The following is a 23,230-nucleotide window of genomic DNA, read 5'->3' as shown; positions in this document are numbered from 1 at the left end:
GCTTTTCGAGGTTTTAAATCACTAATACGGGATTTAGCCAGAGATAGTCAGTGATCGCAAAACTGCTGTATCAAGCGCATCGACAAAGCGACATCCGACCTGTTTTGTCTTCTGCCAAACCATTGTGGCAATGACCGGCGCATGTTCATCAACCGTAACGGTGACTTTTTCGCCTTCTTTAAAAACCGCATCCACTTCAAACCGGCATCCGTAAATCGAAATATCCAGCAACGTGGCCGGAATTGATTTATTACCGTTGCGTTTCAACGAGGCACTGGAAATTGCCATAGTATGACGCGGCGTTGCGCGACGGTTTAATGCCGCTGGCTCTACTTTGCGATACCGTGTTGACTTCAACGCCATGCCGCCCTCCTGATAAATTTTCCCACCTGTATCGGAACGTAACGGGAAAATAATATCAAAAGGTTAACGGCATTAAAGGACGTTCACTCACCGGTTAGAATGCGATCAACCAATTGCTTGACGGTTGGCACAAAACCATTGGAGTAAAACGGATCTTTGCCAAAATTATAGGCGCCATGTCCCGCAAACATCAGATGTTCTTCGATCGGTGATCCGTGGACAATTTCCTGCAGGGATTTCTGAATACAGAAGCTGCGCGGGTCAGCGAGCCGGCCCGTGCTGAAATTGTCATGGTCCTTCCAAGCCGAAAATCCGCAATGCGACAGACAGCCCATGCAATCCGCCTGATCCTTGCGGATCATCTTGGCTTCTTCGGGTGTGGAGAAGATAATCGTGTTGTCGGGCGTTTTGAGTGCCATCGTAAACCCCAGACCGTCCCATCCCCGCGCGCGGAGCAGATCATTACGTGTAACCCAGAAATTCTTGCCTTTCACACCAACATCTAATTGATGGGTATGCTCACCTGCTTTCTCGGTTGAATAGGGAATCTGGCGTTCGGAACGGGATTCCAGACTACGCAAAAATTCATTTCGTACCGCTGATGAATAGAAACCGGTAGGCGAGAATTTGTGCAGCAGCACATCGCCTTCCTTGATCTTGATCAGCTCGTTCTTCCAGCTTTCCGGAATAGGGCTTTCCTGCGTCAACAGCGGGCGTGTACCGAATTGGAAAGCAATCTGACCCAATTCGTCATTGTCGATCCAATTGTCCCAATCCTTTAGCGCCCAGACACCGCCAGCCATAATGATCGGCACACTGTCCGCTATACCTTCGCCGCGCATGACGTCGCGTAGAGCCTTTACACGCGGATAGGGATCTTCTGGTTTGCGCGGATCTTCCGCATTGCTGAGGCCGTTATGCCCGCCAGCGAGCCACGGATCTTCATAGACCACCGCGCCCAGAAGATCAGGCACTTTGGAATAAGCGCGTTTCCATAAGGCACGAAATGCGCGCGCGGAGCTGATAATCGGGAGATAATTAACACCATATTGCTGGGCAATTTCTGACAGTTTATAGGGCATGCCCGCGCCGCAGGTTACGCCAGCTACCATGCCTTTGGTCTGTTCCAGAACGCCGTGCAATATTTGCTGTGCGCCGCCCATTTCCCACAAGACGTTGATATTGACCGCGCCCTTGCCATTGGAAATTTCATAGGCCTTGGTCACTTGCTGGACAGCGCCTTTAATGGCATATTCCACCAGCTCTTCATGGCGTGCGCCGCGCGTCTTGCCGTGATAGATTTGCGGGATAACATTGCCATCATCATCATAGCTGTCAGCATTGACCGCAGAGACGGTTCCGATACCGCCAGCTGCCGCCCACGCGCCAGAACTTGCATGATTGGTCGCAGCGACCCCTTTTCCACCCTCGATCAACGGCCAAACTTCGCGGCCGGCATATTGGATAGGTTTAACCCCTTTGAACAATATAATCTCCTATAAACCCCAAGCGCGCCTTATAGACAGCGCTTGACAAATTTGTGCGAAAAAATGAGTAAAATCACAAACTATTTTCAATCAGAAAAACCTAAGCAAATTTCGGTCTCCCGAGCGCGTGGCCATAAAGCAAAGCGTAACGCGCCAACATCTTGGTTTCATTATATTCCGCCTGCGCCTTCATACGGTTTTGCGCACCTATATCTTGTCGCAACTGTTCATGCTGCACCAAAGTGGTCAGCGCTTCGGTAAATTGTGTTTCATCATCTGCAGGCTTAATGAAACCTTGGCCAGCTTGACATACCATAGATTTAACGTCTCCGACATCTGTCGCGACAACCGGCAGTCCGGCCGCCATAGCTTCAATCAATGAAATCGGGAATTGTTCGCTATCTGATGATAGCGCGAATATATCGAATAAGCCGATATAACGCGCTGGATCTGCTATAAAGCCAGGCATCAACAACCGGTCCGCCATTCCGCAGCGCTGCGCCTCAGACAAGATTATTTCTTTTTCCGGTCCCTCACCGACGATAACCAACCGGACATTGTCACCCGCCGCCGCACAAGCGCGAACCAATCGCGGCAGATTTTTGATCGCTCTTAGCCCCGCTAACGTTCCTACTACAACTTCGCCTTTGGCTTTTTTAAAACCCGGCAGAGCACCGCGTTGCGCCTTTTTATCAAAGCGTTTTACATCAATGCCATTGGGTATTCGTTGCACTTTTTCTGCTGGTTGTTTCCAGACGGATTTCGCAATAGCTTCCAAGCGCTCCGACGGCACGACCAAAGCGGTACTGCCACCGAGCGCGAATTTCCGGAACATATTACGCTTCCAGTTCAACCGTTTGCGCTCGTCTTCGTTGAAACCGTCTTCATGGTGGATCAATGGAGGTAATCCCTCAACGCGGTCGAATAATGTCCGCGCCATGACCCCGTCCATAGATCCCCAATTATAAGACAGGATCAAATCAAAGTTCCGATAGTAGTCGATCAGTTTGCGATAGCGTTTCAACGACGGTTTACCCGCAAGCGACGGCGCATCCTTGGGAAAGCTGACTTTTATCTTAGCATCAATGGCATCGCGCGCCGATAGGCTTTCGGGTTCAGCTGACAATATCGTATGTTCAGCCTGCGCACCGAAATGATTCATCAACCGAACGGCGCGCGCCTCTTTGCCGCCTAGATTAAACGTGCTGTGCAGATGCAAAATTCTGGAAGGTTTCATCAGATATATCGGCTATTTCTAGTGTTGGGCCAAACGTTAGGCTTATCGTTAGATATTCAATCGATGCGTTGAAGCAATGCGGCAATTGCGTCAAGCGATGTAGGCTCTTCCAAAGTGGGGGCGTGGCCGACCCGCGGAACTGTAACCAGTTCGGCCTTGTTCAGTTTTTCAAGCATTTTCCGGGCCGTTGCATCACTAAACAAGTCGGACGATTCTCCCCGCAATATAAGCGTCGGGACATTGCTCAACGTTTCCAAAGCCCGCCAAAGCACGACATTACTGCCACCTTTGCGCTCAAACGGCTCCGATATTTTCATATCATAATCGAGTTTAATCCGTCCGGAGCTATTCATCCGATAGAGCTTTTTCGCATAGGCTATCCAGTCATTCAAACGATAGTCCGGATGTATGTCACCGCTCTCTTCCGCTTTGTCGCGCGCGGCATGGGCCCATGTATCGAAACTGCGGCCCTGCCCAACATTTTCCGAAATTCGGTCCAATCCGCTCTGATCTATCTCGGGGCCGATATCGTTAATCACGACGCCAGCGACTTTTTCGGGATGGCTTGCCGCCATAATCATCGTGACAACTCCGCCCAGTGAAGTCCCGATAAACACTGCTTTTGGTAGTTTAATTTCGTCCATCAACGTAACAATGTCGTTCACATAAGTTTTCACATTATAGGTGGCGCTGTCCTTTGCGTAATCGCTATCGCCGCGCCCACGCAAGTTGACCATAATGATACGGCGGTCGCCTTTCAGCCAGTCACCAAGATGCGCGAAATCACGGGCATTTCGCGTCAGACCGGGGACACAGATGATAGGCGTTTTAGCATCATTACCAGGATAGTCGCGGTAATGCAGCGTTAAACCGTCTTCGGATTCCCAATATCGGTCTTCATAATCTTGCGTTTGGGTCATAAATCTTGTGCGTCCCTTCCGGTTCGGCCTTGCCGCGTCCGCTATTCATCCCCACTATTGAACAATGGCATATAAACCGCAAGCTGAACCCGCGAAAGCACCCTATCGCCCCGACCCCCGAATTACGCAACTGGGCAAAAAAATTGGAGACCCGGTTCAAGCCGCTGAATTTCCACGCCATATATTGCGGTTTCGCAATGACCGATGGGATCAAACTATTGGTCTATCCGATCTGACGGAACAGGAATGGCTCGATCATTTTGGACGTTTCGAACCACTTTCCGATAATCTGGACCCGCCTTTGGCGCTGCGTTACCATGGCCACCAGTTTCGTAATTATAATCCCGATATCGGTGACGGGCGCGGGTTTCTATTTGCCCAAATGCGTGACCATGAAGACCGGCTGATGGACCTTGCCACTAAAGGGTCTGGCCGGACACCGTGGAGCCGCTCTGGCGACGGGAAATTGACGCTGAAAGGAGGCGTTCGCGAAATATTGGCGACTGAAATGTTGGAGGCGCTGGGCGTGGAAACGTCAAAAACATTCTCCTTGGTAGAAACAGGCGAAGAACTGCACCGCGGTGACGAGCCTTCTCCGACGCGCTCTGCGGTAATGACTCGGCTCAGCCATAGCCATATTCGCTTTGGTACATTTCAGCGGATTGCCGCGGAACAAAATCAAGGATTAATGCACGCGCTGGTCGACTATTGTCTCGCCCATTTTTATGGCGGCGCGACGACCGATAATCCGGCGATAGAATTGTTCCAAAAAGTCGCGGCCCAATCTGCAAAACTTGCCGCCAGCTATATGACAGCGGGATTTGTGCACGGCGTCCTCAATACTGACAATATCAATATTACAGGGGAAAGTTTCGACTATGGCCCGTGGCGCTTTACCCCTTATTGGGAGCAAGGCTTTACCGCCGCTTATTTCGATCATGAGGGATTATATTGTTTTGCTCGGCAGCCCGAAGCTTTGCACTGGAATCTCGCCCAATTGGCCAGCGCGCTACGGTTAATCTGTGACAGCGAACCCTTAGTGGCCACTTTGGAAGGCTTCCCCAAATCCTATGGAATAGCTTTCACGGAGCATTTCTGCTGGCGCCTCGGCATTAAAAGCGAGAGCTTTGAAAAAGATAAACCGCTCGTTGTTGCCGCAGAACAGGCCTTAACCCAAAAGACAATAACGATTGATCAGTTTTTTTTCGATTGGGGCAAGGACAGTGTTCCAAACAACGTAATTTATGAATCCGACCTATTCGTGCCATTTAGGCAGGAAATGGAAAAAAGGACGCGCGCGCGCGCATCCAGCCATGAATATTGGCAGTCAGAAACGCCCTGTTCCATGCATATCGATGAAGTCGAAGCGATCTGGGATGCTATTGCCAAAGATGATGATTGGCAGCCGCTGAATAGAAAAGTGGTCGCAATACGCAATATGGGCAAGGCGCTCAGGTAAAATGTAACAAATAGTAAACTTGAATATAGGGCCAACCGAATAAAAAGAGCGATGTAGTTACTGTATTTTTATGCTGTATCAGCTAGTTAGAAGACCTATAGATAAAACTGCATAGAGCTTGTTTAGGCACATTGAGTATCGGATAGATTTTTGACGGAACTTATTTCAACAGAACCAGCCACCGGCGCCATATTATGGAAAGGCCCCACGGGCAACGCCGACGAAGCTGTTTCCAAAGCACGCGACGCATGGCCCAAATGGGCCGCCCTCCCCGTTACCCAGCGGATTGAGGCTGTACGCCGCTATGCCAATCGTGTTCGGGGGAAAGCAGATGAGCTAGCCGAACTTATATCTCGCGAAACCGGAAAGCCCATGTGGGAGTCCAGAACCGAGGTTGAATCTGTCGTAAACAAAGTCGATATTTCGGTAACCGCCTATGCTGAACGGACCCCGCAGCGGCAATTGCCCAGCCAACCGAATATGCGGACAGCTTTGCGCCATAAACCACATGGGGTCTTGGCGGTTCTTGGTCCGTATAATTTTCCGGCCCACCTTCCCAATGGCCATATTGTTCCGGCTTTGATTGCGGGCAATACGGTCGTTTTCAAGCCTTCTGAAAAAACTCCTGCCGTCGGCCAATTCCTGTTTGATTGCTTTGAAAAGTCCGGATTTCCCAGCGGCGTCGTCAATATATTGCAGGGCGGACCGGAGACTGGAAAACAGCTATCCGCCAATGAAGGAATTGACGGGCTGTTATTCACTGGTTCGGCGCAAACCGGCGTTGCGCTCAATCGGCAATTTGCCACGCGGCCGGATAAAATATTGGCGCTGGAAATGGGCGGCAATAACCCAATCATTGTCTGGGACACCGACGACATCCATAGCGCCGCCGTTTTGGTGGTGCAGTCTGCTTTTCTATCGGCCGGACAACGCTGTTCTGCCGCAAGCCGGATGATCGTCAAAGATGAGCTTTATGATCGCGTCGTCAAAGAAGTGAAACGGATTGCCGACCGCTTGATCATCGACGAACCATTTAGCAAACCGGCACCCTTCATGGGACCGGTAATCGACAATCAGGTCGCCGATGGCTTGACCGAGAGTTTTCTGGCGCTGATGAGCCACGGTGGCCGCCCCATCAAGCATATGGCGCGGCCGATTAACGACCGCCCGTTCCTTACTCCCGGGATCATCGATGTCACAAATATGGAAGAACGTCCCGATATTGAACTATTCGGGCCGATATTGCAGATTATCCGCGTCGAGAGCTTCGATGACGCCATCGCAGAGGCGAATAATACCCGATACGGCCTCTCGGCATCGCTTATCGGCGGAAGCCCGACGCAGTATGATCAATTCTGGTCAAATAGCCGTGCTGGTATAGTCAATTGGAACAAAATGACCGTTGGGGCGTCGTCGTCGGCGCCCTTTGGCGGCATTGGCTTGTCGGGGAACCATCGCCCAAGCGCCTATTATGCCGCCGATTATTGCGCCTATCCTGTGGCTTCCATGGAAGCAGAACAACCCCGGGCCTCTATAGGCGTTGGCTTGAAAGACGAATAAACTGCCTAAATCCGCATAGATATTTCAGGTTCTGGTCAATAGTATAACTTAGGTTGCTGAAAAAACTTCTGCTTTGATAATCTGTGTTGATCCAGCCATATCGGCTTCATGGATAATTTTGAGACATTTTCAATACCTAGCGTATCCGGCAATGGCATAGTCTATCTTGTTGGCGCAGGCCCGGGCGACCCCGAACTGCTGACGTTGCGCGCCGCGCGTCTGTTGTCCGAAGCCGATGTGATTGTGCATGACGGTCTCGTCAGTGCCGATATTCTCGCGATGGCGCCCCCAACGACCAAGAAAATTTCCGTCGCCAAGCAACGCTCTCGCCACAGTATGGCGCAAGAAGAGATAAACGCCCTGCTGATTGCCGAAGCCCGCAAGGGCCATAAAGTCGTCCGGTTAAAAGGCGGCGATCCCTTTATTTTCGGGCGCGGCGGTGAAGAATCCAGCGACTGTGTAAAAGCAGGCATTCAGGTAGAAGTCGTCCCCGGCATCAGCGCAGCCCTTGGTTGTGCCGCTCAGGCAAAAATGCCCCTCACCCACCGCGATGCCTCCAGCGTAGTGTCGTTCGTGGCCGGGCAATGCAAAGGCCTGTCGGATCAAAACTGGTCGGGCCTCGCCGGGAAAGGCCGGACCTTGGTTATTTATATGGGCGTTGCCAATGCCGAATCCATTGTCGAAAAATTAATCGCTGATGGTGCCTCACCGGATATTCCAGTGGCGGTTTTGGAAAACGGGACGCGGAACAATTTTCGTGCGCTCCAGACGCTGTTGACTGATCTTGGTGATCTTGTACGGCGTGAAAATATTAAAAGCCCGGCGCTTCTAGTCGTCGGTGAAGTGGCTCGCTATGGCGATGCCGAAGACAAGTTTCGTGAATATGCCCAAATGGCAGGAGTAGAATTTTGAAGATATTAACCGGAAATGATTTGAAGACAGGCGATGTAACCTGGTGGACCGGAAGCGACTGGTCCCGCCATGTCGAAGATGCTGTTGACGTCGGCGACAATTTCGAAGCGCTTTTGCACGAAGAGGAAGCCGCACGTCGGGTTAACGTTCCTTATGCGATTGCAGCCGAAATGACCGATGACGGCCCTCGTCCTGCGCATATCAAAGACCGCGTACGGGCGCTTGGCCCCACTGTAAGACCGGATTTAACATTAAAGCCAGCGGATCCCGAAGCTGGCAATTGGGTGATATAAGCATGTATCAATATGACAAATATGACCAACAAATGGTCGACACACGGGTCGCCGAATTTCGCGATCAGGTGGAACGCCGCATCGCCGGTGAACTGACCGAAGACCAATTTAAACCGCTTCGGCTGATGAATGGATTATATCTGCAATTGCACGCCTATATGCTGCGCGTTGCGGTTCCCTATGGCACGTTGAGCGGTAAACAGATGAAGATGTTGGGCCACATCGCCCGCAAATATGACCGTGATTACGGCCATTTCACGACCCGTCAGAATATCCAGTATAACTGGATCAAATTGGAAGATGCGCCGGACATTCTCGCTGATCTTGCCTCTGTCGAGATGCACGCCATCCAGACCAGCGGCAATTGCATCCGCAACATTTCTTCCGACCAATATGCCGGTGCAGCAGCCGACGAAATTGCCGATCCACGTCCATGGGCCGAAATTTTGCGGCAATGGTCGAGCTTCCACCCCGAATTTTCGTATCTGCCGCGCAAGTTTAAATTCGCGGTGATTGCCAGCGATGAAGACCGTGCGGCCATGCGTTTGCATGATATTGGTATCCAGCTGGTCCATAAAGATGGCGAATTGGGCGCGAAATTCTTCGTCGGCGGCGGCATGGGCCGGACTCCGATGATCGCGCCGGAAATCCGGGACTTTGTACCTGCGAACGAATTGATCAGCTATACCGAAGCCTGTTTGCGGGTCTATAACCGCTACGGACGGCGCGACAATAAATATAAGGCACGGATAAAAATCCTCGTCCATGAGCTGGGCAAGGAAGAATATACCCGTCAGGTTGAAGAAGAATTTGCCCATATGAAGACGCTGGGAATTGATCCTCCGGTGGAAGAACTGGCGCGCATAACTGAATTTTTTGTCGATCCGGCTTTTGAAGCTGGTGCTAGCGATAATCTTGACCTGTCTGATCCGGATTTCAAACTCTGGGTTGAACAGAATACCGTCGCTCACAAAAAAAACGGCTATACCATAGCAACGATCAGCCTGAAACCGCGCGGCGGCATTCCCGGCGATGCGTCATCCGCACAAATTGATCTGATGGCCGATCTGGCGGAGCAATATAGTTTTGATGAATTGCGGGTCACGCACAGTCAGAATATCGTTTTGCCGCATGTTAAAAAGAGCGATCTTTATGCGCTGTGGCAAAAACTGGATGAAGCCGGTCTGGCGCCAGCCAATCTAGATCTAATCACGGACAGCATCGCCTGCCCCGGACTGGATTATTGCAGCCTCGCCAATGCGCGCTCTATCCCGCTTGCACAAAAAATCAGCGAACGCTTTGCCGACCTTGGTCGTCAGCGCGAATTGGGCGAGTTGAAGCTTAAAATTTCCGGCTGCATCAATGCTTGCGGGCACCATCATGCTGGTCATATCGGCATATTGGGCGTCGACCGTAAGGGCACGGAAAATTATCAATTGCTGCTCGGCGGTTCTGCTGCGGAGGATACCAGCCTCGCTAAAATCACTGGCCCCGGCTTTAGTGAAGACGGCGTGATTGATGCAATTGAAACAGTGACCAACGTCTATCTCGAAGAACGGAAGGATGATGAGCGTTTCATCGACACCTATCGCCGTGTCGGCATGGAACGGTTCAAGGAGGCTATTTATGGTTGAGGCAATTCGTTTTCGTGAAGATGATGTGCATGAAGAACCAGCCGTGTCGCTTGACGCGTTTCTAGATCAATCCAATGCGACAGCCGTCCGTATAGAAGCAGGCGAAGATGCGCGTCGGCTGCTACCGATGCTCGACCGACTGGCGTTGATCGAGGTTGATTTTCCAGCATTTGGCGACGGTCGCGGTTATTCTGCAGCGCAAATATTGCGTGAATCCGGCTATGTCGGTGAATTGCGGGCGAGCGGTGACGTTCTGGTCGACCAAATCGCCTATATGCGCCGCTGCGGCTTTGATTCCTTTGCGCCGGATGCACCGATTGATCCGAAAGTAATGGAAAAATCGCTGAGTCTCTATGACGACGTCTATCAGGGCACCACGGATAACCGCGCACCCATATGGAAATTGCGTCATGGCTGAACCAGCACGCAAAATCGACATTATTGATGCGCGTCCCGATTTTACGCAGGCGGATGCCGATGCGTTAAATGCACGCTTTGAGGGCGTCCACGCATCAGCCATGTTGAAAGCCCTGTTCGAAGAAGGCAATCTCGGCGAAATAGCCGTTGTTTCCTCCTTCGGCACCGAAAGCGCAGTGCTCTTGCATCTTGTTGCAGAAGCAGACCACAATATTCCTGTGACCTTTGTCGATACCCTCAAAATGTTCCCCGAAACTCTGGAATATCGCGACACGTTGATCAAGAAGCTGGGCATAAATAATGCCAATACGGTTGAGCCAGACGCGGCTGTTCTTGCCGCGAAAGATGAAAATGGCCTGCGCTGGTCTTTCGATCCCGATGGTTGCTGCGAAATCCGCAAGGTCGAGCCTTTGGTCCGCGCCAAATCCGGTTTGAACAGTTGGATTTCCGGCCGCAAAGCCTTTCAATCCGTCACCCGTCAAAATCTGCCCCGTTTCGAAGTGGAAGATGGCCGGTTGAAGATTAATCCTTTGGGTGACTGGGTCAAAGACGATCTGGAAGCCTATTTTACAGAGCATGACCTGCCCCGCCATCCGCTGGAAGCACAAGGCTATCTCTCGGTCGGCTGTGCGCCCTGCACCTCCAAAGTAAAACCCGGCGAAGACCCTCGTGCCGGTCGCTGGCGCGGTTGGGACAAGACCGAATGCGGCATCCATGACGAAGTCTCACCTTTGCCCGGTGCTGATAGTGACGATAATGGTGCAACCGATCCGATTTTTTAGCCTATCGGCCCGTGTCGCAGCCAGAGAAATCTAGATGCGCACACGGCTCAGCATTTGCATCAAGAAAAAACGCTACCCGACGGAACAAGACGCTCTCCGGTCCGCCGAGCGCGCCGATTTTCCGCTCAGACCTTATCTCTGTGACCGCTGCCGGAAATTTCATCTGACAGGGCGGACCAAAGGAAAAAGGATCGCCAGGCCCGCTGGATGACGACAATCGGGTAGAAAATGGAATTGGGGCATTCGTCGTATTGCGCGCGTTGGTCCCTATTTTGCCTTCTTATCAATCAGAACTGCCTGTTGCCACCTGCTTGGTGCCTTGTCAGTGCGGTGTATGCAGCCAGACCAACAACAGGGCCGCCTTTTCCCTTCCAATAACTCCTCACAGGTCCGCTTAATACGGCGCTGGCGTGTTTTCGATTGTTTGGCATCATCGACCCAACAAATAAACTCATTGCGACCGAGCGGCGTTAGACCTTGCCAATGAGCGAAAGCCTCAGAATCTTGTTGCACGGCCTGTTGCATATCGCTCTGGGCTTTGTGGACGGTCCCATGAGAAAATGTCTCTGTCATAATAGCATTACGCTCGCTTCAATTGCGCATTTTATAATCTCTTGTCTTTCGAGGATACCAGCACAGGAAATCGCCCGCAACAGACTCGTCACTGTTCAATGGTACTGGGCTAACAGGAATGGTTTCTAATCCGATGCCGGTTAGGCACAAACTCATCAGCGCTGCTTTTTGGCCGTGGTCGCGTTGAAATCAGGGTCTTTTTTTACTACCCAATCAACAAATTTACGCATGTTAGGGTTCGCCAAAAGAGCCTCGACATCCATTGCGTGGCGCTCCAGTTCGGAATTGGTGAAATTGGTGATCAGGGTCTGTTGGCAAATGGGATGCATCGGCACGACATCACGCCCACCCCGGCTTTTCGGCACAGGATGATGCCAAACAATAGTCTTGCCGGTAGGCCGGCTACAGAGCCAGCAATGAACGACCTCCGCCGGAGTCTCCTCCTCGCGGTCCAAGTCGTCGTAGCGACCATGTTTCGAATGTTTGCGTGCCATATTTCTGTACCTGATTTGCTTGATCTTGCGGAGGTCACCTAGCCTGATGCAACCGACATTACCACATCGGGGTAGTTACCCGTCGGATCCTACATCCGCTCGTCCGATCCTGCACCCCTAACGGCCCAAAGGATCAATACTCCTCAGGCCCATCGCCATAGGCCAGATCACCAAATTTGGTAAACTCACTCAGGAAGCTTAGCTGGATATTGCCTGTGCTACCCTGACGGTTTTTCGCGACAATGACGGTCGCTTTGCCGACTTTGCTTTCATGCTCGGTGGCCCAAGCTGCATATTTGGCCTTTTGTTCCTCGGTGGAATTTCCATCGGGGTCATCGGGCTTTGTGGCGAGGTGGTAATATTCGTCACGAAAAATGAACATCACGATATCGGCATCTTGCTCGATTGAACCGGATTCACGCAAATCCGAAAGCTGCGGTCTTTTATCTTCGCGGCTTTCCACTTGGCGGCTCAGCTGGGATAGTGCGATCACCGGACAGTTCAGCTCTTTGGCAAGAGTTTTCAGTCCCCGACTAATTTCCGATATTTCGTTTACACGGTTGTCATTCGCGCGGCCGGAGCCTTGGAGCAGTTGAAGATAATCGACCACGATCAGACCGATACCGCTACGCCGCTGCAGCCGACGTGCACGGGTCCGCAAAGCCGCAATAGTAAGTGCGGGTGTGTCATCGATAAACAGCGGCAAATCCTGTAACTCGCGCGACGCCAGCGCAAGCCGGTGCATCTCATCACGGCTAATCGCACCCATCCGCAGCTTTTCCGAACTAATTTCCGCTTGTTCGGACAAGACCCTTGTCGCGAGCTGATCAGCGGACATTTCGAGGCTGAAAAAGGCAGTTTTTGCTCCGAGCGTATCTTCCGGCGCAATACCGTCCAGCATGTCGCGGCGATAGCGGTTCGCTGCATTAAACGCGATATTGGTCGCAAGCGAAGTCTTGCCCATGCCGGGACGTCCCGCCAAAATCAACAAATCCGACCGGTGGAGGCCACCCATTTTGGCGTTGATATCAGTGAGGCCCGTGGTGATGCCCGATACTTTGCCGCCGCTATTAAAAGCGCGTTCGACATTGTTGAGCGCTTCGGTGGATGCGGCGAGGAAAGACTTTACGCCGCCTTCCTGCGCTTCGCCTTCGGACACGCGGTAGAGAGCGGATTCTGCCTCTTCAATCTGGATTTTGGGATCGACCGTTTCGCTGGTGTCGAGCGCGCTATCGACCAAACTGCGCCCCACGCTGACCAATTCCCGTAGCAGCGCCAGATCATAAATCTGGTCAGCAAAATCTCGCGCGCCAATTAAGCCCGCGCCGTCGCCGGTTAATTTGGCGAGATAGGAAGGGCCGCCCAAGACCTTCATCGCTTCGTCCGCCTCAAAATAAGGTTTTAGCGTAACGGGCGTGACAACCATATTGCGATCAAGCAGCTTCAAGGTTTGCTCATAAATCCGGCCATGCAGCGGTTCGTAAAAATGTTCTGGCCGCAGCTTGATCTGCACATCCTCGGCCACGCGGTTATCAATTAAGAGCGCGCCCAAAAACGTCGCCTCTGCCTCGACATTGCGGGGCATGCGCTGGGTTTCAACTTCTACGGGATCAAAACGAACTAATTCGGCCATGTCCTTGTCATCCACGTTCTAGTGATTCTGGGCAAGTCTGTTCCCAATAAATAGTTAAATCAGGTGGGGACAGACTTGTGGATAAATGCGTTTGTTTGGTGCCGCACTGCAAAAAAACTTGTTCTCTCACCGGTGCTGCGGCAAACGAGCGTCCATGTCTGATCCACGCATCATAAATGTTGAACTCGACGAAGCGACAATATTGTGGCGCAATGCCGATATTGAGCAAGAGCGGCGCATTGCGATTTTCGATCTGATCGAGGAAAATCACTTCAAGCCGCTGCGTGTACATGAAGATGGATATGCGGGGCCGTATAATCTCCATCTCAGCGTTCAGGAAGGCCGACTGGTTATTTCCATTGCCCGCGAAAATGAAGAACCCCTGGAAGTTTTAATCTTGGCCCTGGGCCGGTTTCGCCGACCGATCCGTGACTATTTCGCCATTTGCGATAGCTATTATCAGGCCATTCGCAAAGCCTCGGCACAGGAAATCGAAACCATCGATATGGCGCGTCGCGGCGTCCATGATCATGGTGCAGAACTATTGACCGAAAGGCTTGAAGGTAAAATCGAAGTCGATTTTAAAACCGCCCGTCGCCTCTTCACTCTGATCTGTGTATTGCATATCAAGAACTAGTCGATTCTCTGCCATTCGAGCAGTGAGCAGTGCATCAGGGAAGTAATTTGTCCAACCGGAACAGAAAAAATACATTGCTGCGGGTCGGCTTGATCGTCATCGCGTTGATTATCATTGCTTTCGTGCTGCGCAATATAGCGATCAGCTGGGCCCCGCCGCGTGACCAATATCCTGTTCAGGGTATTTCGGTGGATGCCAGCAACGGTGAAATCACTTGGCATATCGCCGGTGCTACCGGTGTCGATTTTGCTTATATTCGCGCCACCAACGGAGCGAAAGAACGCGACCCCAAATTTGCGGACAATCTCAAAGGGGCACGCGACGCCGGTATCCGCTATGGCGCTGTGCACGAATATGACTTGTGCCGGCTCGCCAGCGATCAGGCGACAGTCTTTGTCACCACGGTTCCACGCGAAGAAAATATGCTGCCGCCTGCGGTTCGCCTTGCTTTTGACAATGACTGCAAAGATCGGCCGGGACGCGCATTGGTACTCAGCGAGCTAAACATGTTCCTCAACCAGATTGAAGGGCATAGCGGCAAGCCCGCCATCATTGTCATTTCCAAAACATTTGAAGAAGAATATGGAATAAGCAGCGGAATTAACCGGACATTCTGGCTGGAGGGCAATTTCTTCCCGCCCGATTATGCGACCAAACCGTGGGTGATGTGGCGCGCATCAGACATGCGGCGGATCAGCGGCATTGAAGGTCCGGTTAACTGGAATGTTGTGCGACCTTAATCTTGCTGGCATGAACGGACCAACCACCAAAGAAAGAGAGATATGAGCATACTTTCCGACAGATGGATTCGCCAGGAAGCCAAGCATAGCAATATGATAGAACCCTTCGTGGAAGGACAAAAGCGCGATGGTTGCATCAGCTATGGTCTGTCCTCCTATGGCTATGATGCCCGGGTGGCGGATGAGTTCAAGATTTTCACCAATGTGAACAGCGCGGTTGTTGATCCGAAAAATTTCGATTCGAGCAGTCTGGTCGACCGTAAGACCGATTGCTGCATCATTCCGCCCAACAGCTTTGCGCTTGCACGCACGGTCGAATATTTTCGTATCCCGCGCGATGTACTTGTTATCTGCCTCGGCAAATCCACCTATGCGCGTTGCGGGATCATTGTGAATGTCACGCCGCTGGAGCCGGGCTGGGAAGGCCATGTCACATTGGAATTTTCCAACACCACGCCCCTGCCCGCGAAAATATATGCCAATGAAGGCGCGTGCCAGTTTCTGTTCCTGAAAGGCAATGAGCCGTGCGAGACAAGCTATGCCGAGCGGTCCGGTAAATATATGGGGCAAAGAGGCGTGACACTGCCGAAACTTTAGACACTGCTTAAATTTCCTACGCGCGCTTTGCTTGTTTCAGCATCACTTTACGCCTAAATTCTAAGACATGCTCACGAGAACGAACAACAAAAACATAGTAGGATAGAGATCCCATGGTCGATGCACGTGAATTTGATGTCATTATATATGGATCAACCGGCTATACCGGCCGTCTGGTCGCCGAATATATGGCAAAACAATATGGTATCGGTGGCGATGCTCCTAAATGGGCCATGGCCGGACGATCGATCGAAAAGCTCGAAGAAGTTCGCGCCCTGATCGCTGCGCCAAAAGAAACACCGCTGGTCGTGGCCGATTCCGATGATGCCGCCTCCATCGACATGATGGCAAGCCGCGCGAAAGTGATCCTAACCACTGTTGGACCTTATCAGCTTTATGGTGACGAACTGGTTGCCGCCTGCGTGAAAAACGGCACCCATTATGTTGATTTATGCGGCGAGCCGGGCTGGATGCGCGCAAAAATTGACGAGCATCAAGAGGCAGCCGAAAAATCAGGGGCGCAAATCTGTTTCTCCTGCGGCTTTGACTCCATCCCGTTCGATCTCGGTGTGGTCATGTTGCAAAAGGAAATGTCCAAGCGCTTTGGCAAGCCTGCGACCCGTGTTAAAGGGCGTGTTCGCGCAATGGAAGGTACATTTTCGGGTGGAACGGCAGCCAGCCTAAAAGAAACCATGAAGGCCATTGCAAAAAATCCCGGTCTTGTGAAAATTCTGGCGAGCAGCTTTGGCCTGACGCCCGGTTTTGAAGGACCGGACCAACCCAATATGTTGCTCCCTAAAAAGGACAAGACGCTGGACAGCTGGGTCGCGCCTTTCATCATGGCAGCGATTAATACCAAGAATGTGCATCGCACCAATTATCTGCTCGATTTTCCTTATGGGCAGGAATTCAAATATGACGAAATGGTTGTCACCAGCCCCGGCGAAATGGGCAAAAAAGCGGCAGAAATGATTGCAAAAGCAAATCCATTGGGCGGCGAAGATAGCCCCAAGCCCGGTGAAGGCCCAACCAAGGAAGAACGGGAAAGCGGATATTATGATATTCTATTCCTAGGCGAAACGGCGGATGGCGACACCGCAAGCCTCTGTGTCAAAGGCGACAAGGATCCAGGCTATGGCTCAACGTCCAAAATGATCGCCGAAGCTGCGCTATGTATTGCACTGGATGGCAACAAACATGGCGGCGGCATATGGACACCGGGCGCGTTAATGGCCAAAAAGCTAGTCAAACGTCTGGAAGACAATGCGGGACTGAGCTTCACAGTAGAAAACTGAAACACTAAATTCCCCATTCATATTGAAACATTATATAGACAAAGAGGCAGTCGCTGATTTAGCGGCTGCCTCTTGAACTTATCGAAAATGGAACGAAATTCACCGGCACTATGTTGAAGCGCCTATTTAACAGAAAATCCGCCGCAAGCCCGCTGGACACCGCTATGATTCCAGAGGGACGGCGTGTCTATGCAATCGGGGATATTCACGGCCGCAACGATTTGCTACAACAGCTGATCGAAAAAATCATCGATGATGATGCGCAGCGCGGCGATATTCAAAGCGAGATTGTCTTCCTTGGTGACCTTGTCGATCGCGGCCCCGATAGCGCGGGCGTCCTTGAAACCGCCATGCAGCTTAAAAAAGAACTGGGCGATGTCCGTTTCCTGATGGGCAATCACGAAGAAGTCTATCTGTCCGCCGCGACCGGTAGCGAGAAGGCGACCCGTTTTTTCAATCGTATTGGCGGCAAGGAAACCATTCTGAGCTATGAGATTAGCATGCGGGAATATATGGAACTCGACAATGCGGCGCTGGCTGAACGCTTGCCGGAATTAATCCCTGCCCATCATATTGATTTTGTGAAAGCCTTTGAGGACCAGATTATCATCGGTGACTATGCCTTTGTGCATGCCGGAATACGGCCCGGCATATCGCTGGAGGAGCAAAAACCAAAGGACCTACGCTGGATCAGGGAAGAGTTTCTCTCGGTCAAGGAAGCGCATGAGAAAGTCATTATTTACGGCCACACCATTAATGAAGACGTCGTTGAACAGAGTAACCGGATCGGGATTGATACTGGTGCTTATTATACCGAAAAGCTGACCGCCTTGGCGCTCGAAGGCAATCAACGCTGGTATCTGGACACTGCTCCAGCTGAATAATTATGACACAATAAAAAATGGCGGAACCCTAAAGGTCCCGCCGAATTTTTGGGTAGTGAGTTATTAGTCTTATACGACCGAAACTTAAGCAACCTGAACTTCAGGCCCCATTTCATCTTCCATATCGCGCAGCACATAGCCGCGGCCCCATACGGTTTCGATATAATTTTCACCGCCGCAAGCCAAAGCCAGCTTTTTACGCAACTTGCAAATAAACACATCGATAATTTTGAGTTCAGGTTCGTCCATGCCGCCATAAAGATGGTTGAGGAACATTTCCTTGGTAAGCGTCGTGCCCTTGCGTAGCGAAAGCAGCTCAAGCATCGCATATTCCTTGCCGGTCAGATGCACACGATTACCATCGACTTCAACAGTCTTGGCATCAAGGTTCACCGCTAGCTTGCCCGTCCGGATCACGGATTGTGAATGGCCTTTAGAGCGGCGCACCACAGCATGAATACGGGCGACCAGCTCTTCACGATGGAAAGGCTTGGTTACATAATCATCGGCACCGAAACCAAAGGATCGCACTTTGCTATCCATTTCGCTGATACCCGAAAGAATGAGAACGGGAGTTTGCACCTTGGCGACGCGCAATTTTTTCAGCACATCATAGCCATGCATATCCGGCAAGTTCAGATCGAGACATATGATATCATAGTCATAGAGCTTGCCCAGATCGAGGCCCTCTTCGCCCAAATCCGTTGTGTAGACGTTAAAGCCTTCAGTCGTCAGCATAAGCTCAATTGCTTTTGCGGTCGTTGGCTCATCTTCAATCAGCAGCACACGCATTGGGCAGCCCCTTTTCTTATTTTACGCACCAGCAACGGGTACACTCCCGAAGCCCCTGGATCATTTATTAACCATAAGACAGATGAACGTAAAAGGTTAATTTTTAATTAATGCAGGATTCAGCACGAGTCGTCTAGGGTCTCATGAGTCTGTAAGCCGCAGAAATGAGTCGTTTTAGGACTCTTCGCCGGTCCCAAAAAAAAATTAGCTTTTTCTCGAAGAAATTCCTCCAAATAGAAGAAATGGATGCTTTCAGGTCTGATTTTTACTGTTCGCGATCCGTTTTCAATCAATATTATATGCGAATTTCGACGATCCGACAGCCCCTATGCCCCACCTTTCTTATCGACTAGAGAAGCATCATGTCGTTCGATATTCCCGAAAGCGCGATAAGCGAAACATTTCTCGCCGCGTCTGGTCCGGGCGGACAGAATGTTAACAAAGTCGAGACAGCAGTCCAAATGCGCGTTAATATTTACGCGCTGCGCCTGCCCCCGTTTGCTTTTCGCAAGCTCCGGGATATTGCCGGCCGCAAAATGACCAGCGGCGGGGAACTGATTATCACTGTGCGGGAACATCGCACCCGAGAAGCCAATCGGGCAGAAGCGCGCAAACGAGTCCAAGAAATGCTCGTTACCGCGCATCACCGCGACGCTTATCGAATAAAGACCAAGCCAAGCCGCGCCGCTAAGGCCAGACGAGTTGATAGCAAGAAGAAAAAATCCGGCGTCAAGAAAATGCGCGGCAAACCGGCGTTGGATTAGATATATCCATGAAGTAAAGTCTAATATTATAATGAATAGATAAATTAAGTTCTGCTAATTCTATAAAAAATAAGCCTTGAGAAGCCATTCTATAATTATACTGACCTTCCAATAATAGCAAAAACCCCTGCCATTACTATTCCTGCTAGTTGCTAAAAACCCAATTTCAAAAATGACATCTGGCTTTGCTTGCACTCCCTTACAAAATGTTACAAATGGCGTCCGCGTTGGAGGATTATTGCTCTCATGAAATATATGGAAGAATTAAATGCCTCTGGGCCGGTGATTTCAACCATGCGCGCTTCTCTTTTTGGCGGCTTTCAATTACTGGCACCCGACGGCAAGGCAATCGAGATATCCAACCGCCGGGCACGGGCGTTGCTCGCGATGTTATGTCTCGCTCCAGATGAACGCCTTGATCGTGAATATGTTAGCAAGCTGCTCTGGCCGGGTCGGTTCGGAGCGCAAGCGCGGGCAAGTCTGCGGCAATGCCTGTTTGACTTGAACAAGGCACTTGGACCGCATCACGCTGAAACCCTTAATATTTCGCGCAATGCGATAAGGATTAAAAAATCCCACATCCTGACCGACCTTTCCGAACTAGAAGATATGTTGGCGCAAGGACAATGTGATAAAGCTAGCGAATTTCTACTCGCGATCGGTGCGAGACCCATTCTGGACCAAATGGATTTCGGGGACGAATTCCGAAGCTGGTTAAGCAACTCCCGTCAGCAAGTCGAAGGACGCCTCAAGGTAGCCGTTAAACACGCCCTGTCCATGTTTGAACAACAAGGCGTTAGCCCGGCCTATACCCGTTTGCTGGATGCTTGGCAGGTTCGCAATCCAGATTCACCTTCACCCGAAATCGCAAAACATAGTCAAGGTAAGACACGGATTGCAGTGCTGCCATTCCGATCCCTTGCGGAACCGGATGACGGCGGTTTTTTTGCAGACGGGATTTCCGATGAACTGATCACGACATTGGGCCAGTTGCCGGAGGTTTTGGTTGCGGGGCGGGCTTCCTCTTTTTATTTTAAAAACTCGGACCAAAGCCTACCAGAGATTGCGGCCGCGTTAAACGTCACGCATATCGTAGCAGGCTCGGTCCAAAGGCAGGATGAGCTTGTTCGCATTAATGTTAGCCTGATTGATACTAAAACCGGCTTTGAAATGTGGAGCTATGGCTATGATGGCAGCTTTGATCATATTTTTACCACCCGCAAAGCGGTAGGTAGGGCTGTCAATGAAGGCATTGCCAAGGCCCTTAACCTGACTGACCCGTCAGTTCGAATCCGCAGCCTCACCGACAATAGGGAGGCTTACAGCCTCTATCTACAAGGACGTGCGCTTACTATTCGTGCGATTGGCAATGGTGTTTTGGATAAGGCCGTTCACCTCCTTGAAAAAGCATTAGAACTTGATCCGGAATTTGCGGAATGTTGGACGGCATTGGCCGAGGCACAGATTAATATAGGAGTTTATACGCCTTGCCTAGACAGGTCGGAGCGATGTGAAAAAGCGGCGATCTACGCACGAAAATCATTGGAGCTATCCCCTACACAAGGACATGCTCGTATTGTGCTTGCCTTTTATGAATGGACAAAAAATAACATTATAGGCGCGGTCGATCTGGCGTTTGAGGCTTACAGGCTGGAACCTAATAACCCGGATGTTGTAAACCGGCTTGGGTCATTCCTGCTTTATTGTGGGCGGTGCAAGCAAGCTCTCCCCTATATAGAAGCGTCAATTGATCAGGACCCGGTCAACGGGCGTGCATATAGTATGCTAACAACAGTGCATCTCAATTTGGGTAATATAGATGATTCCTTAGCCGCTGGCCGACGAACGGTTGATCTTGGTTTCCCCTCTATGTGGCTGGCACGGGCGATAGCGGCCACCGGCAACAATGCTCTGGCGGTTGAGACATACCAACTGACCAAAGAATTGATGAACACAATCATCTTCCCGCCCGCCGGGACCACCCCGATGTCGCCGCAAGCTATGGATGCCTATTGGTTGATGGCGGGAACAGCGCTTTGGGGCGGGGATGAAGAAGCACGGAAAAATTACGGTCAGCTACTTGAAATGCTCCACGCTACTCTACACGATCCCTATGACTCAACCGTCGTATTCCCTGCGATCTGGATGGGAAATGCCCAAATGGTCTTCAAGACGCTCGGCAAACAAATAACACTTGGCAATTTTTTTGGCTTAATGTCGCTTTGGGATGATTATGAACCCACCCGCCAGGTTCGGCTCCATCCAGATTTTCTTGATTTTGCCGAACATATAGGGCTGACCACGATATGGGAGAAATATGGCTGGCCCGATTTGCTGCCGCGCCCTGACAATTGGTCTCCGAACATTATTTCGGCCTAGCTTGCGGCATTTTGACGCAAGTTTGACGCTTTAATAACGGTAGCGCGATTGACCGACGACCCTTGTCCGAGGCATTGATCTCGCTGAAAATGCAAGCAAAACCCTATCTCTGTAGGGCGCGATAGACCCTTATTCTTTCGGGCCCTTCTAAGATATTTGACTGTCTTTTCAAAAATGGAATGGAGGAGCCCCCAAAGCTTCTCCATTTCGCTAATTTTAAGCCGGATAATTTTTTTTCGGCAATGAGAAGAGAAGGAGATTTATGATGGCAACCCTATACTCAAAAATCACTCCAGTTCTGACAGCAGCAGTAATTGCCATTGCGGTGCCCGCCCATGCAGAGGACAAATCAGTTAATGTGATGACAAACGACTTGAATTTGTCGAGCGCTGCGGGTCAGGAAACGCTGAACATGCGATTGGCACGTGCAGTGAAATCAGCATGCGACAACACATATGAATCCACCTTGCGGGAAAAAATGGACAGAGCTCGCTGCATGAAGGAAGCATCTCTGGTCGCAAAGCAACGCGCTGCCACGGTAATTGCTACATATAAACAACGCACCCTCGCGCAGCGGGAAACCGTTCGAGTAGCAACGAAGTGATTATTTTCAGAGGTTTCTGATGTTCAAAAGGAGCACGAAAAGCGCAACCTCTCTATGTTCCATTTAAAGAGTTTTCCTGCACTATCAGCGCAGTGATAAATTATGGCTTGAACGTTTCCTCTATAAGCTGATAGCATTCCAGTCGATGCATGATTTTTCCATTCCTTCCGGTCAGTCCCCGGACATATTATATAACGACCTCAGATCGGCGGCGCGCGCGCTGACGGATGGAGAACCGGATGGCATTGCCAATATGGCCAATATATCTGCGCTCATCTGGCAATATATACCCGATCTAAACTGGGCCGGATTTTACCGAGTAATCGATGATGAATTGGTATTGGGCCCGTTTCAGGGCAAAAGTGCCTGTATCCGAATTGCAATGGGCAAAGGCGTTTGCGGAACAGCCGCCGCCACCAATGCAGTGCAGCGCGTGGCGGATGTCCATGATTTTCCGGGTCACATCGCCTGTGATGCGGATAGTCGCAGCGAACTGGTTGTGCCGGTTAGCAAAAACGGGAAGGTCATAGCGGTCCTCGATCTTGACAGCCCCCTGCCCGACCGGTTTTCGGCAGAAGACGAAGCGGGAATAACCGCGCTGATTGCGGCAATTGCTAACAGCTTAGGTTAACAACAATGTAACCATATCGCCCCATTTCGAGACAGTTCACCAAATCTACGCTATTTTACAAGCTGCTAATGGTCAAACCGCCCCCAAAATGGTAACTATATGTTAACCATTACTCGGTGGGCCCTGCAAATGGCACGGTCCAA

At 51.0% G+C, this 23,230-nt stretch carries 24 protein-coding genes; 16 read left to right on the top strand and 8 right to left on the bottom strand.

Annotated elements, in window-relative coordinates:
* Positions 1 to 33 precede the first annotated feature (33 nt).
* From V7676_RS09450 to V7676_RS09435, 4 genes are all read right to left on the bottom strand, one after another.
* Positions 34 to 363, bottom strand: a complete 330-nt coding sequence (locus tag V7676_RS09450) for a PilZ domain-containing protein (protein ID WP_335659438.1) — start codon at positions 361 to 363, stop codon at positions 34 to 36.
* An 83-nt stretch (positions 364 to 446) separates the two neighbouring features.
* Positions 447 to 1,850 carry an NAD(P)H-dependent flavin oxidoreductase gene (locus V7676_RS09445; protein WP_335659437.1) on the bottom strand — a complete coding sequence of 468 codons (1,404 nt, stop codon included), beginning with the start codon at positions 1,848 to 1,850 and terminating at the stop codon, positions 447 to 449.
* A 100-nt stretch (positions 1,851 to 1,950) separates the two neighbouring features.
* The gene (locus tag V7676_RS09440) at positions 1,951 to 3,087 is read right to left on the bottom strand and encodes a glycosyltransferase family 4 protein (RefSeq protein ID WP_335659436.1); all 1,137 of its coding nucleotides are present in this window, start codon (positions 3,085 to 3,087) and stop codon (positions 1,951 to 1,953) included.
* Positions 3,088 to 3,143: 56 nt separating this feature from the next.
* Positions 3,144 to 4,007, bottom strand: coding sequence for an alpha/beta fold hydrolase (locus V7676_RS09435; protein WP_335659435.1), 864 nt, complete (start codon positions 4,005 to 4,007; stop codon positions 3,144 to 3,146).
* A gap of 64 nt (positions 4,008 to 4,071) precedes the next feature.
* Between V7676_RS09435 and V7676_RS09430 the strand changes: the two genes are divergently transcribed.
* The 7 genes from V7676_RS09430 to V7676_RS09400 all read left to right on the top strand — a co-directional run bounded on the left by V7676_RS09430 (position 4,072) and on the right by V7676_RS09400 (position 11,064).
* Positions 4,072 to 5,466 (top strand): protein adenylyltransferase SelO family protein, encoded by a 1,395-nt coding sequence (locus V7676_RS09430; RefSeq protein ID WP_335659434.1) that lies wholly within the window; start codon positions 4,072 to 4,074, stop codon positions 5,464 to 5,466.
* Positions 5,467 to 5,616: 150 nt separating this feature from the next.
* Positions 5,617 to 7,026, top strand: coding sequence for a succinylglutamate-semialdehyde dehydrogenase (gene astD, locus V7676_RS09425; protein WP_335659433.1), 1,410 nt, complete (start codon positions 5,617 to 5,619; stop codon positions 7,024 to 7,026).
* A 108-nt stretch (positions 7,027 to 7,134) separates the two neighbouring features.
* Complete coding sequence (gene cobA, locus V7676_RS09420) at positions 7,135 to 7,938, top strand: uroporphyrinogen-III C-methyltransferase (protein ID WP_335659432.1); 804 nt, start codon at positions 7,135 to 7,137, stop codon at positions 7,936 to 7,938.
* Positions 7,935 to 8,231, top strand: coding sequence for a DUF2849 domain-containing protein (locus tag V7676_RS09415; protein WP_335659431.1), 297 nt, complete (start codon positions 7,935 to 7,937; stop codon positions 8,229 to 8,231). Before cobA ends, V7676_RS09415 begins: the two co-directional genes overlap by 4 nt.
* 2 nt (positions 8,232 to 8,233) lie before the next feature.
* Positions 8,234 to 9,865, top strand: coding sequence for a nitrite/sulfite reductase (locus tag V7676_RS09410; protein ID WP_335659430.1), 1,632 nt, complete (start codon positions 8,234 to 8,236; stop codon positions 9,863 to 9,865).
* Entirely contained in the window at positions 9,858 to 10,283 is a 426-nt protein-coding gene (locus V7676_RS09405) for a DUF934 domain-containing protein (RefSeq protein ID WP_335659429.1), read from the top strand. The genes V7676_RS09410 and V7676_RS09405 overlap by 8 nt, the downstream gene beginning before the upstream one ends.
* Entirely contained in the window at positions 10,276 to 11,064 is a 789-nt protein-coding gene (locus V7676_RS09400; protein ID WP_335659428.1) for a phosphoadenylyl-sulfate reductase, read from the top strand. Before V7676_RS09405 ends, V7676_RS09400 begins: the two co-directional genes overlap by 8 nt.
* Before the next feature lie 267 nt (positions 11,065 to 11,331).
* Here V7676_RS09400 and V7676_RS09395 read toward each other — a convergent pair whose 3' ends face one another.
* From V7676_RS09395 to V7676_RS09385, 3 genes are all read right to left on the bottom strand, one after another.
* A complete protein-coding gene (locus V7676_RS09395) occupies positions 11,332 to 11,589 on the bottom strand; it encodes a YdeI/OmpD-associated family protein (protein WP_335659557.1) in 258 nt (85 codons plus the stop codon).
* A 203-nt stretch (positions 11,590 to 11,792) separates the two neighbouring features.
* Positions 11,793 to 12,131: a hypothetical protein gene (locus tag V7676_RS09390; RefSeq protein WP_335659427.1), complete on the bottom strand. Its 339-nt coding sequence runs from the start codon at positions 12,129 to 12,131 to the stop codon at positions 11,793 to 11,795.
* Positions 12,132 to 12,264: 133 nt separating this feature from the next.
* Positions 12,265 to 13,764 carry a replicative DNA helicase gene (locus V7676_RS09385; RefSeq protein ID WP_335659426.1) on the bottom strand — a complete coding sequence of 500 codons (1,500 nt, stop codon included), beginning with the start codon at positions 13,762 to 13,764 and terminating at the stop codon, positions 12,265 to 12,267.
* Between the two features lie 154 nt (positions 13,765 to 13,918).
* Between V7676_RS09385 and V7676_RS09380 the strand changes: the two genes are divergently transcribed.
* The 5 genes from V7676_RS09380 to V7676_RS09360 all read left to right on the top strand — a co-directional run bounded on the left by V7676_RS09380 (position 13,919) and on the right by V7676_RS09360 (position 17,917).
* Positions 13,919 to 14,401 (top strand): UPF0262 family protein, encoded by a 483-nt coding sequence (locus V7676_RS09380; protein ID WP_335659425.1) that lies wholly within the window; start codon positions 13,919 to 13,921, stop codon positions 14,399 to 14,401.
* Between the two features lie 47 nt (positions 14,402 to 14,448).
* Positions 14,449 to 15,141, top strand: a complete 693-nt coding sequence (locus V7676_RS09375; protein ID WP_335659424.1) for a GH25 family lysozyme — start codon at positions 14,449 to 14,451, stop codon at positions 15,139 to 15,141.
* A gap of 42 nt (positions 15,142 to 15,183) precedes the next feature.
* Positions 15,184 to 15,738 (top strand): dCTP deaminase, encoded by a 555-nt coding sequence (dcd, locus tag V7676_RS09370; protein ID WP_335659423.1) that lies wholly within the window; start codon positions 15,184 to 15,186, stop codon positions 15,736 to 15,738.
* A 113-nt stretch (positions 15,739 to 15,851) separates the two neighbouring features.
* Positions 15,852 to 17,033 carry a saccharopine dehydrogenase family protein gene (locus tag V7676_RS09365; protein ID WP_335659422.1) on the top strand — a complete coding sequence of 394 codons (1,182 nt, stop codon included), beginning with the start codon at positions 15,852 to 15,854 and terminating at the stop codon, positions 17,031 to 17,033.
* A gap of 164 nt (positions 17,034 to 17,197) precedes the next feature.
* Positions 17,198 to 17,917 (top strand): metallophosphoesterase family protein, encoded by a 720-nt coding sequence (locus V7676_RS09360; RefSeq protein WP_335659421.1) that lies wholly within the window; start codon positions 17,198 to 17,200, stop codon positions 17,915 to 17,917.
* A gap of 84 nt (positions 17,918 to 18,001) precedes the next feature.
* Here the strand turns inward: V7676_RS09360 and ctrA are convergent, their stop codons facing one another.
* On the bottom strand, positions 18,002 to 18,709 hold the full coding sequence (gene ctrA / locus V7676_RS09355; protein ID WP_335659420.1) for a response regulator transcription factor CtrA: 708 nt from the start codon (positions 18,707 to 18,709) through the stop codon (positions 18,002 to 18,004).
* Between the two features lie 362 nt (positions 18,710 to 19,071).
* Here ctrA and arfB point away from each other — a divergent pair, with 362 nt between their 5' ends.
* The 4 genes from arfB to V7676_RS09335 all read left to right on the top strand — a co-directional run bounded on the left by arfB (position 19,072) and on the right by V7676_RS09335 (position 23,087).
* Positions 19,072 to 19,473 (top strand): alternative ribosome rescue aminoacyl-tRNA hydrolase ArfB, encoded by a 402-nt coding sequence (arfB, locus tag V7676_RS09350; RefSeq protein ID WP_335659419.1) that lies wholly within the window; start codon positions 19,072 to 19,074, stop codon positions 19,471 to 19,473.
* Positions 19,474 to 19,719: 246 nt separating this feature from the next.
* Positions 19,720 to 21,852, top strand: a complete 2,133-nt coding sequence (locus V7676_RS09345; protein WP_335659418.1) for a tetratricopeptide repeat protein — start codon at positions 19,720 to 19,722, stop codon at positions 21,850 to 21,852.
* A gap of 262 nt (positions 21,853 to 22,114) precedes the next feature.
* The gene (locus tag V7676_RS09340; RefSeq protein WP_335659417.1) at positions 22,115 to 22,456 is read left to right on the top strand and encodes a UrcA family protein; all 342 of its coding nucleotides are present in this window, start codon (positions 22,115 to 22,117) and stop codon (positions 22,454 to 22,456) included.
* A 145-nt stretch (positions 22,457 to 22,601) separates the two neighbouring features.
* A complete protein-coding gene (locus V7676_RS09335) occupies positions 22,602 to 23,087 on the top strand; it encodes a GAF domain-containing protein (protein ID WP_335659416.1) in 486 nt (161 codons plus the stop codon).
* Positions 23,088 to 23,230: the final 143 nt, after the last annotated feature.

It is taken from the genome of Parasphingorhabdus sp. (genome assembly GCF_036963805.1).
Lineage (GTDB): Bacteria > Pseudomonadota > Alphaproteobacteria > Sphingomonadales > Sphingomonadaceae > Parasphingorhabdus.
This window is presented reverse-complemented; position numbering and strand designations above follow the sequence as displayed.

Bases quoted from the DNA above. Each gene is read 5' to 3' on its own strand.
- V7676_RS09380 (WP_335659425.1), top strand. From the start codon at position 13,919: ATGTCTGATCCACGCATCATAAATGTTGAACTCGACGAAGCGACAATA.
- V7676_RS09360 (WP_335659421.1), top strand. From the start codon at position 17,198: ATGATTCCAGAGGGACGGCGTGTCTATGCAATCGGGGATATTCACGGC.
- V7676_RS09390 (WP_335659427.1), bottom strand. From the start codon at position 12,131: ATGGCACGCAAACATTCGAAACATGGTCGCTACGACGACTTGGACCGC.
- dcd (WP_335659423.1), top strand. From the start codon at position 15,184: ATGAGCATACTTTCCGACAGATGGATTCGCCAGGAAGCCAAGCATAGC.
- V7676_RS09430 (WP_335659434.1), top strand. From the start codon at position 4,072: ATGGCATATAAACCGCAAGCTGAACCCGCGAAAGCACCCTATCGCCCC.
- V7676_RS09400 (WP_335659428.1), top strand. From the start codon at position 10,276: ATGGCTGAACCAGCACGCAAAATCGACATTATTGATGCGCGTCCCGAT.
- V7676_RS09395 (WP_335659557.1), bottom strand. From the start codon at position 11,589: ATGCAACAGGCCGTGCAACAAGATTCTGAGGCTTTCGCTCATTGGCAA.
- V7676_RS09450 (WP_335659438.1), bottom strand. From the start codon at position 363: ATGGCGTTGAAGTCAACACGGTATCGCAAAGTAGAGCCAGCGGCATTA.
- ctrA (WP_335659420.1), bottom strand. From the start codon at position 18,709: ATGCGTGTGCTGCTGATTGAAGATGAGCCAACGACCGCAAAAGCAATT.
- V7676_RS09385 (WP_335659426.1), bottom strand. From the start codon at position 13,764: ATGGCCGAATTAGTTCGTTTTGATCCCGTAGAAGTTGAAACCCAGCGC.
- V7676_RS09335 (WP_335659416.1), top strand. From the start codon at position 22,602: ATGCATGATTTTTCCATTCCTTCCGGTCAGTCCCCGGACATATTATAT.
- V7676_RS09340 (WP_335659417.1), top strand. From the start codon at position 22,115: ATGATGGCAACCCTATACTCAAAAATCACTCCAGTTCTGACAGCAGCA.
- V7676_RS09405 (WP_335659429.1), top strand. From the start codon at position 9,858: ATGGTTGAGGCAATTCGTTTTCGTGAAGATGATGTGCATGAAGAACCA.
- arfB (WP_335659419.1), top strand. From the start codon at position 19,072: ATGTCGTTCGATATTCCCGAAAGCGCGATAAGCGAAACATTTCTCGCC.
- V7676_RS09410 (WP_335659430.1), top strand. From the start codon at position 8,234: ATGTATCAATATGACAAATATGACCAACAAATGGTCGACACACGGGTC.
- V7676_RS09365 (WP_335659422.1), top strand. From the start codon at position 15,852: ATGGTCGATGCACGTGAATTTGATGTCATTATATATGGATCAACCGGC.
- V7676_RS09435 (WP_335659435.1), bottom strand. From the start codon at position 4,007: ATGACCCAAACGCAAGATTATGAAGACCGATATTGGGAATCCGAAGAC.
- cobA (WP_335659432.1), top strand. From the start codon at position 7,135: ATGGATAATTTTGAGACATTTTCAATACCTAGCGTATCCGGCAATGGC.
- V7676_RS09345 (WP_335659418.1), top strand. From the start codon at position 19,720: ATGAAATATATGGAAGAATTAAATGCCTCTGGGCCGGTGATTTCAACC.
- V7676_RS09440 (WP_335659436.1), bottom strand. From the start codon at position 3,087: ATGAAACCTTCCAGAATTTTGCATCTGCACAGCACGTTTAATCTAGGC.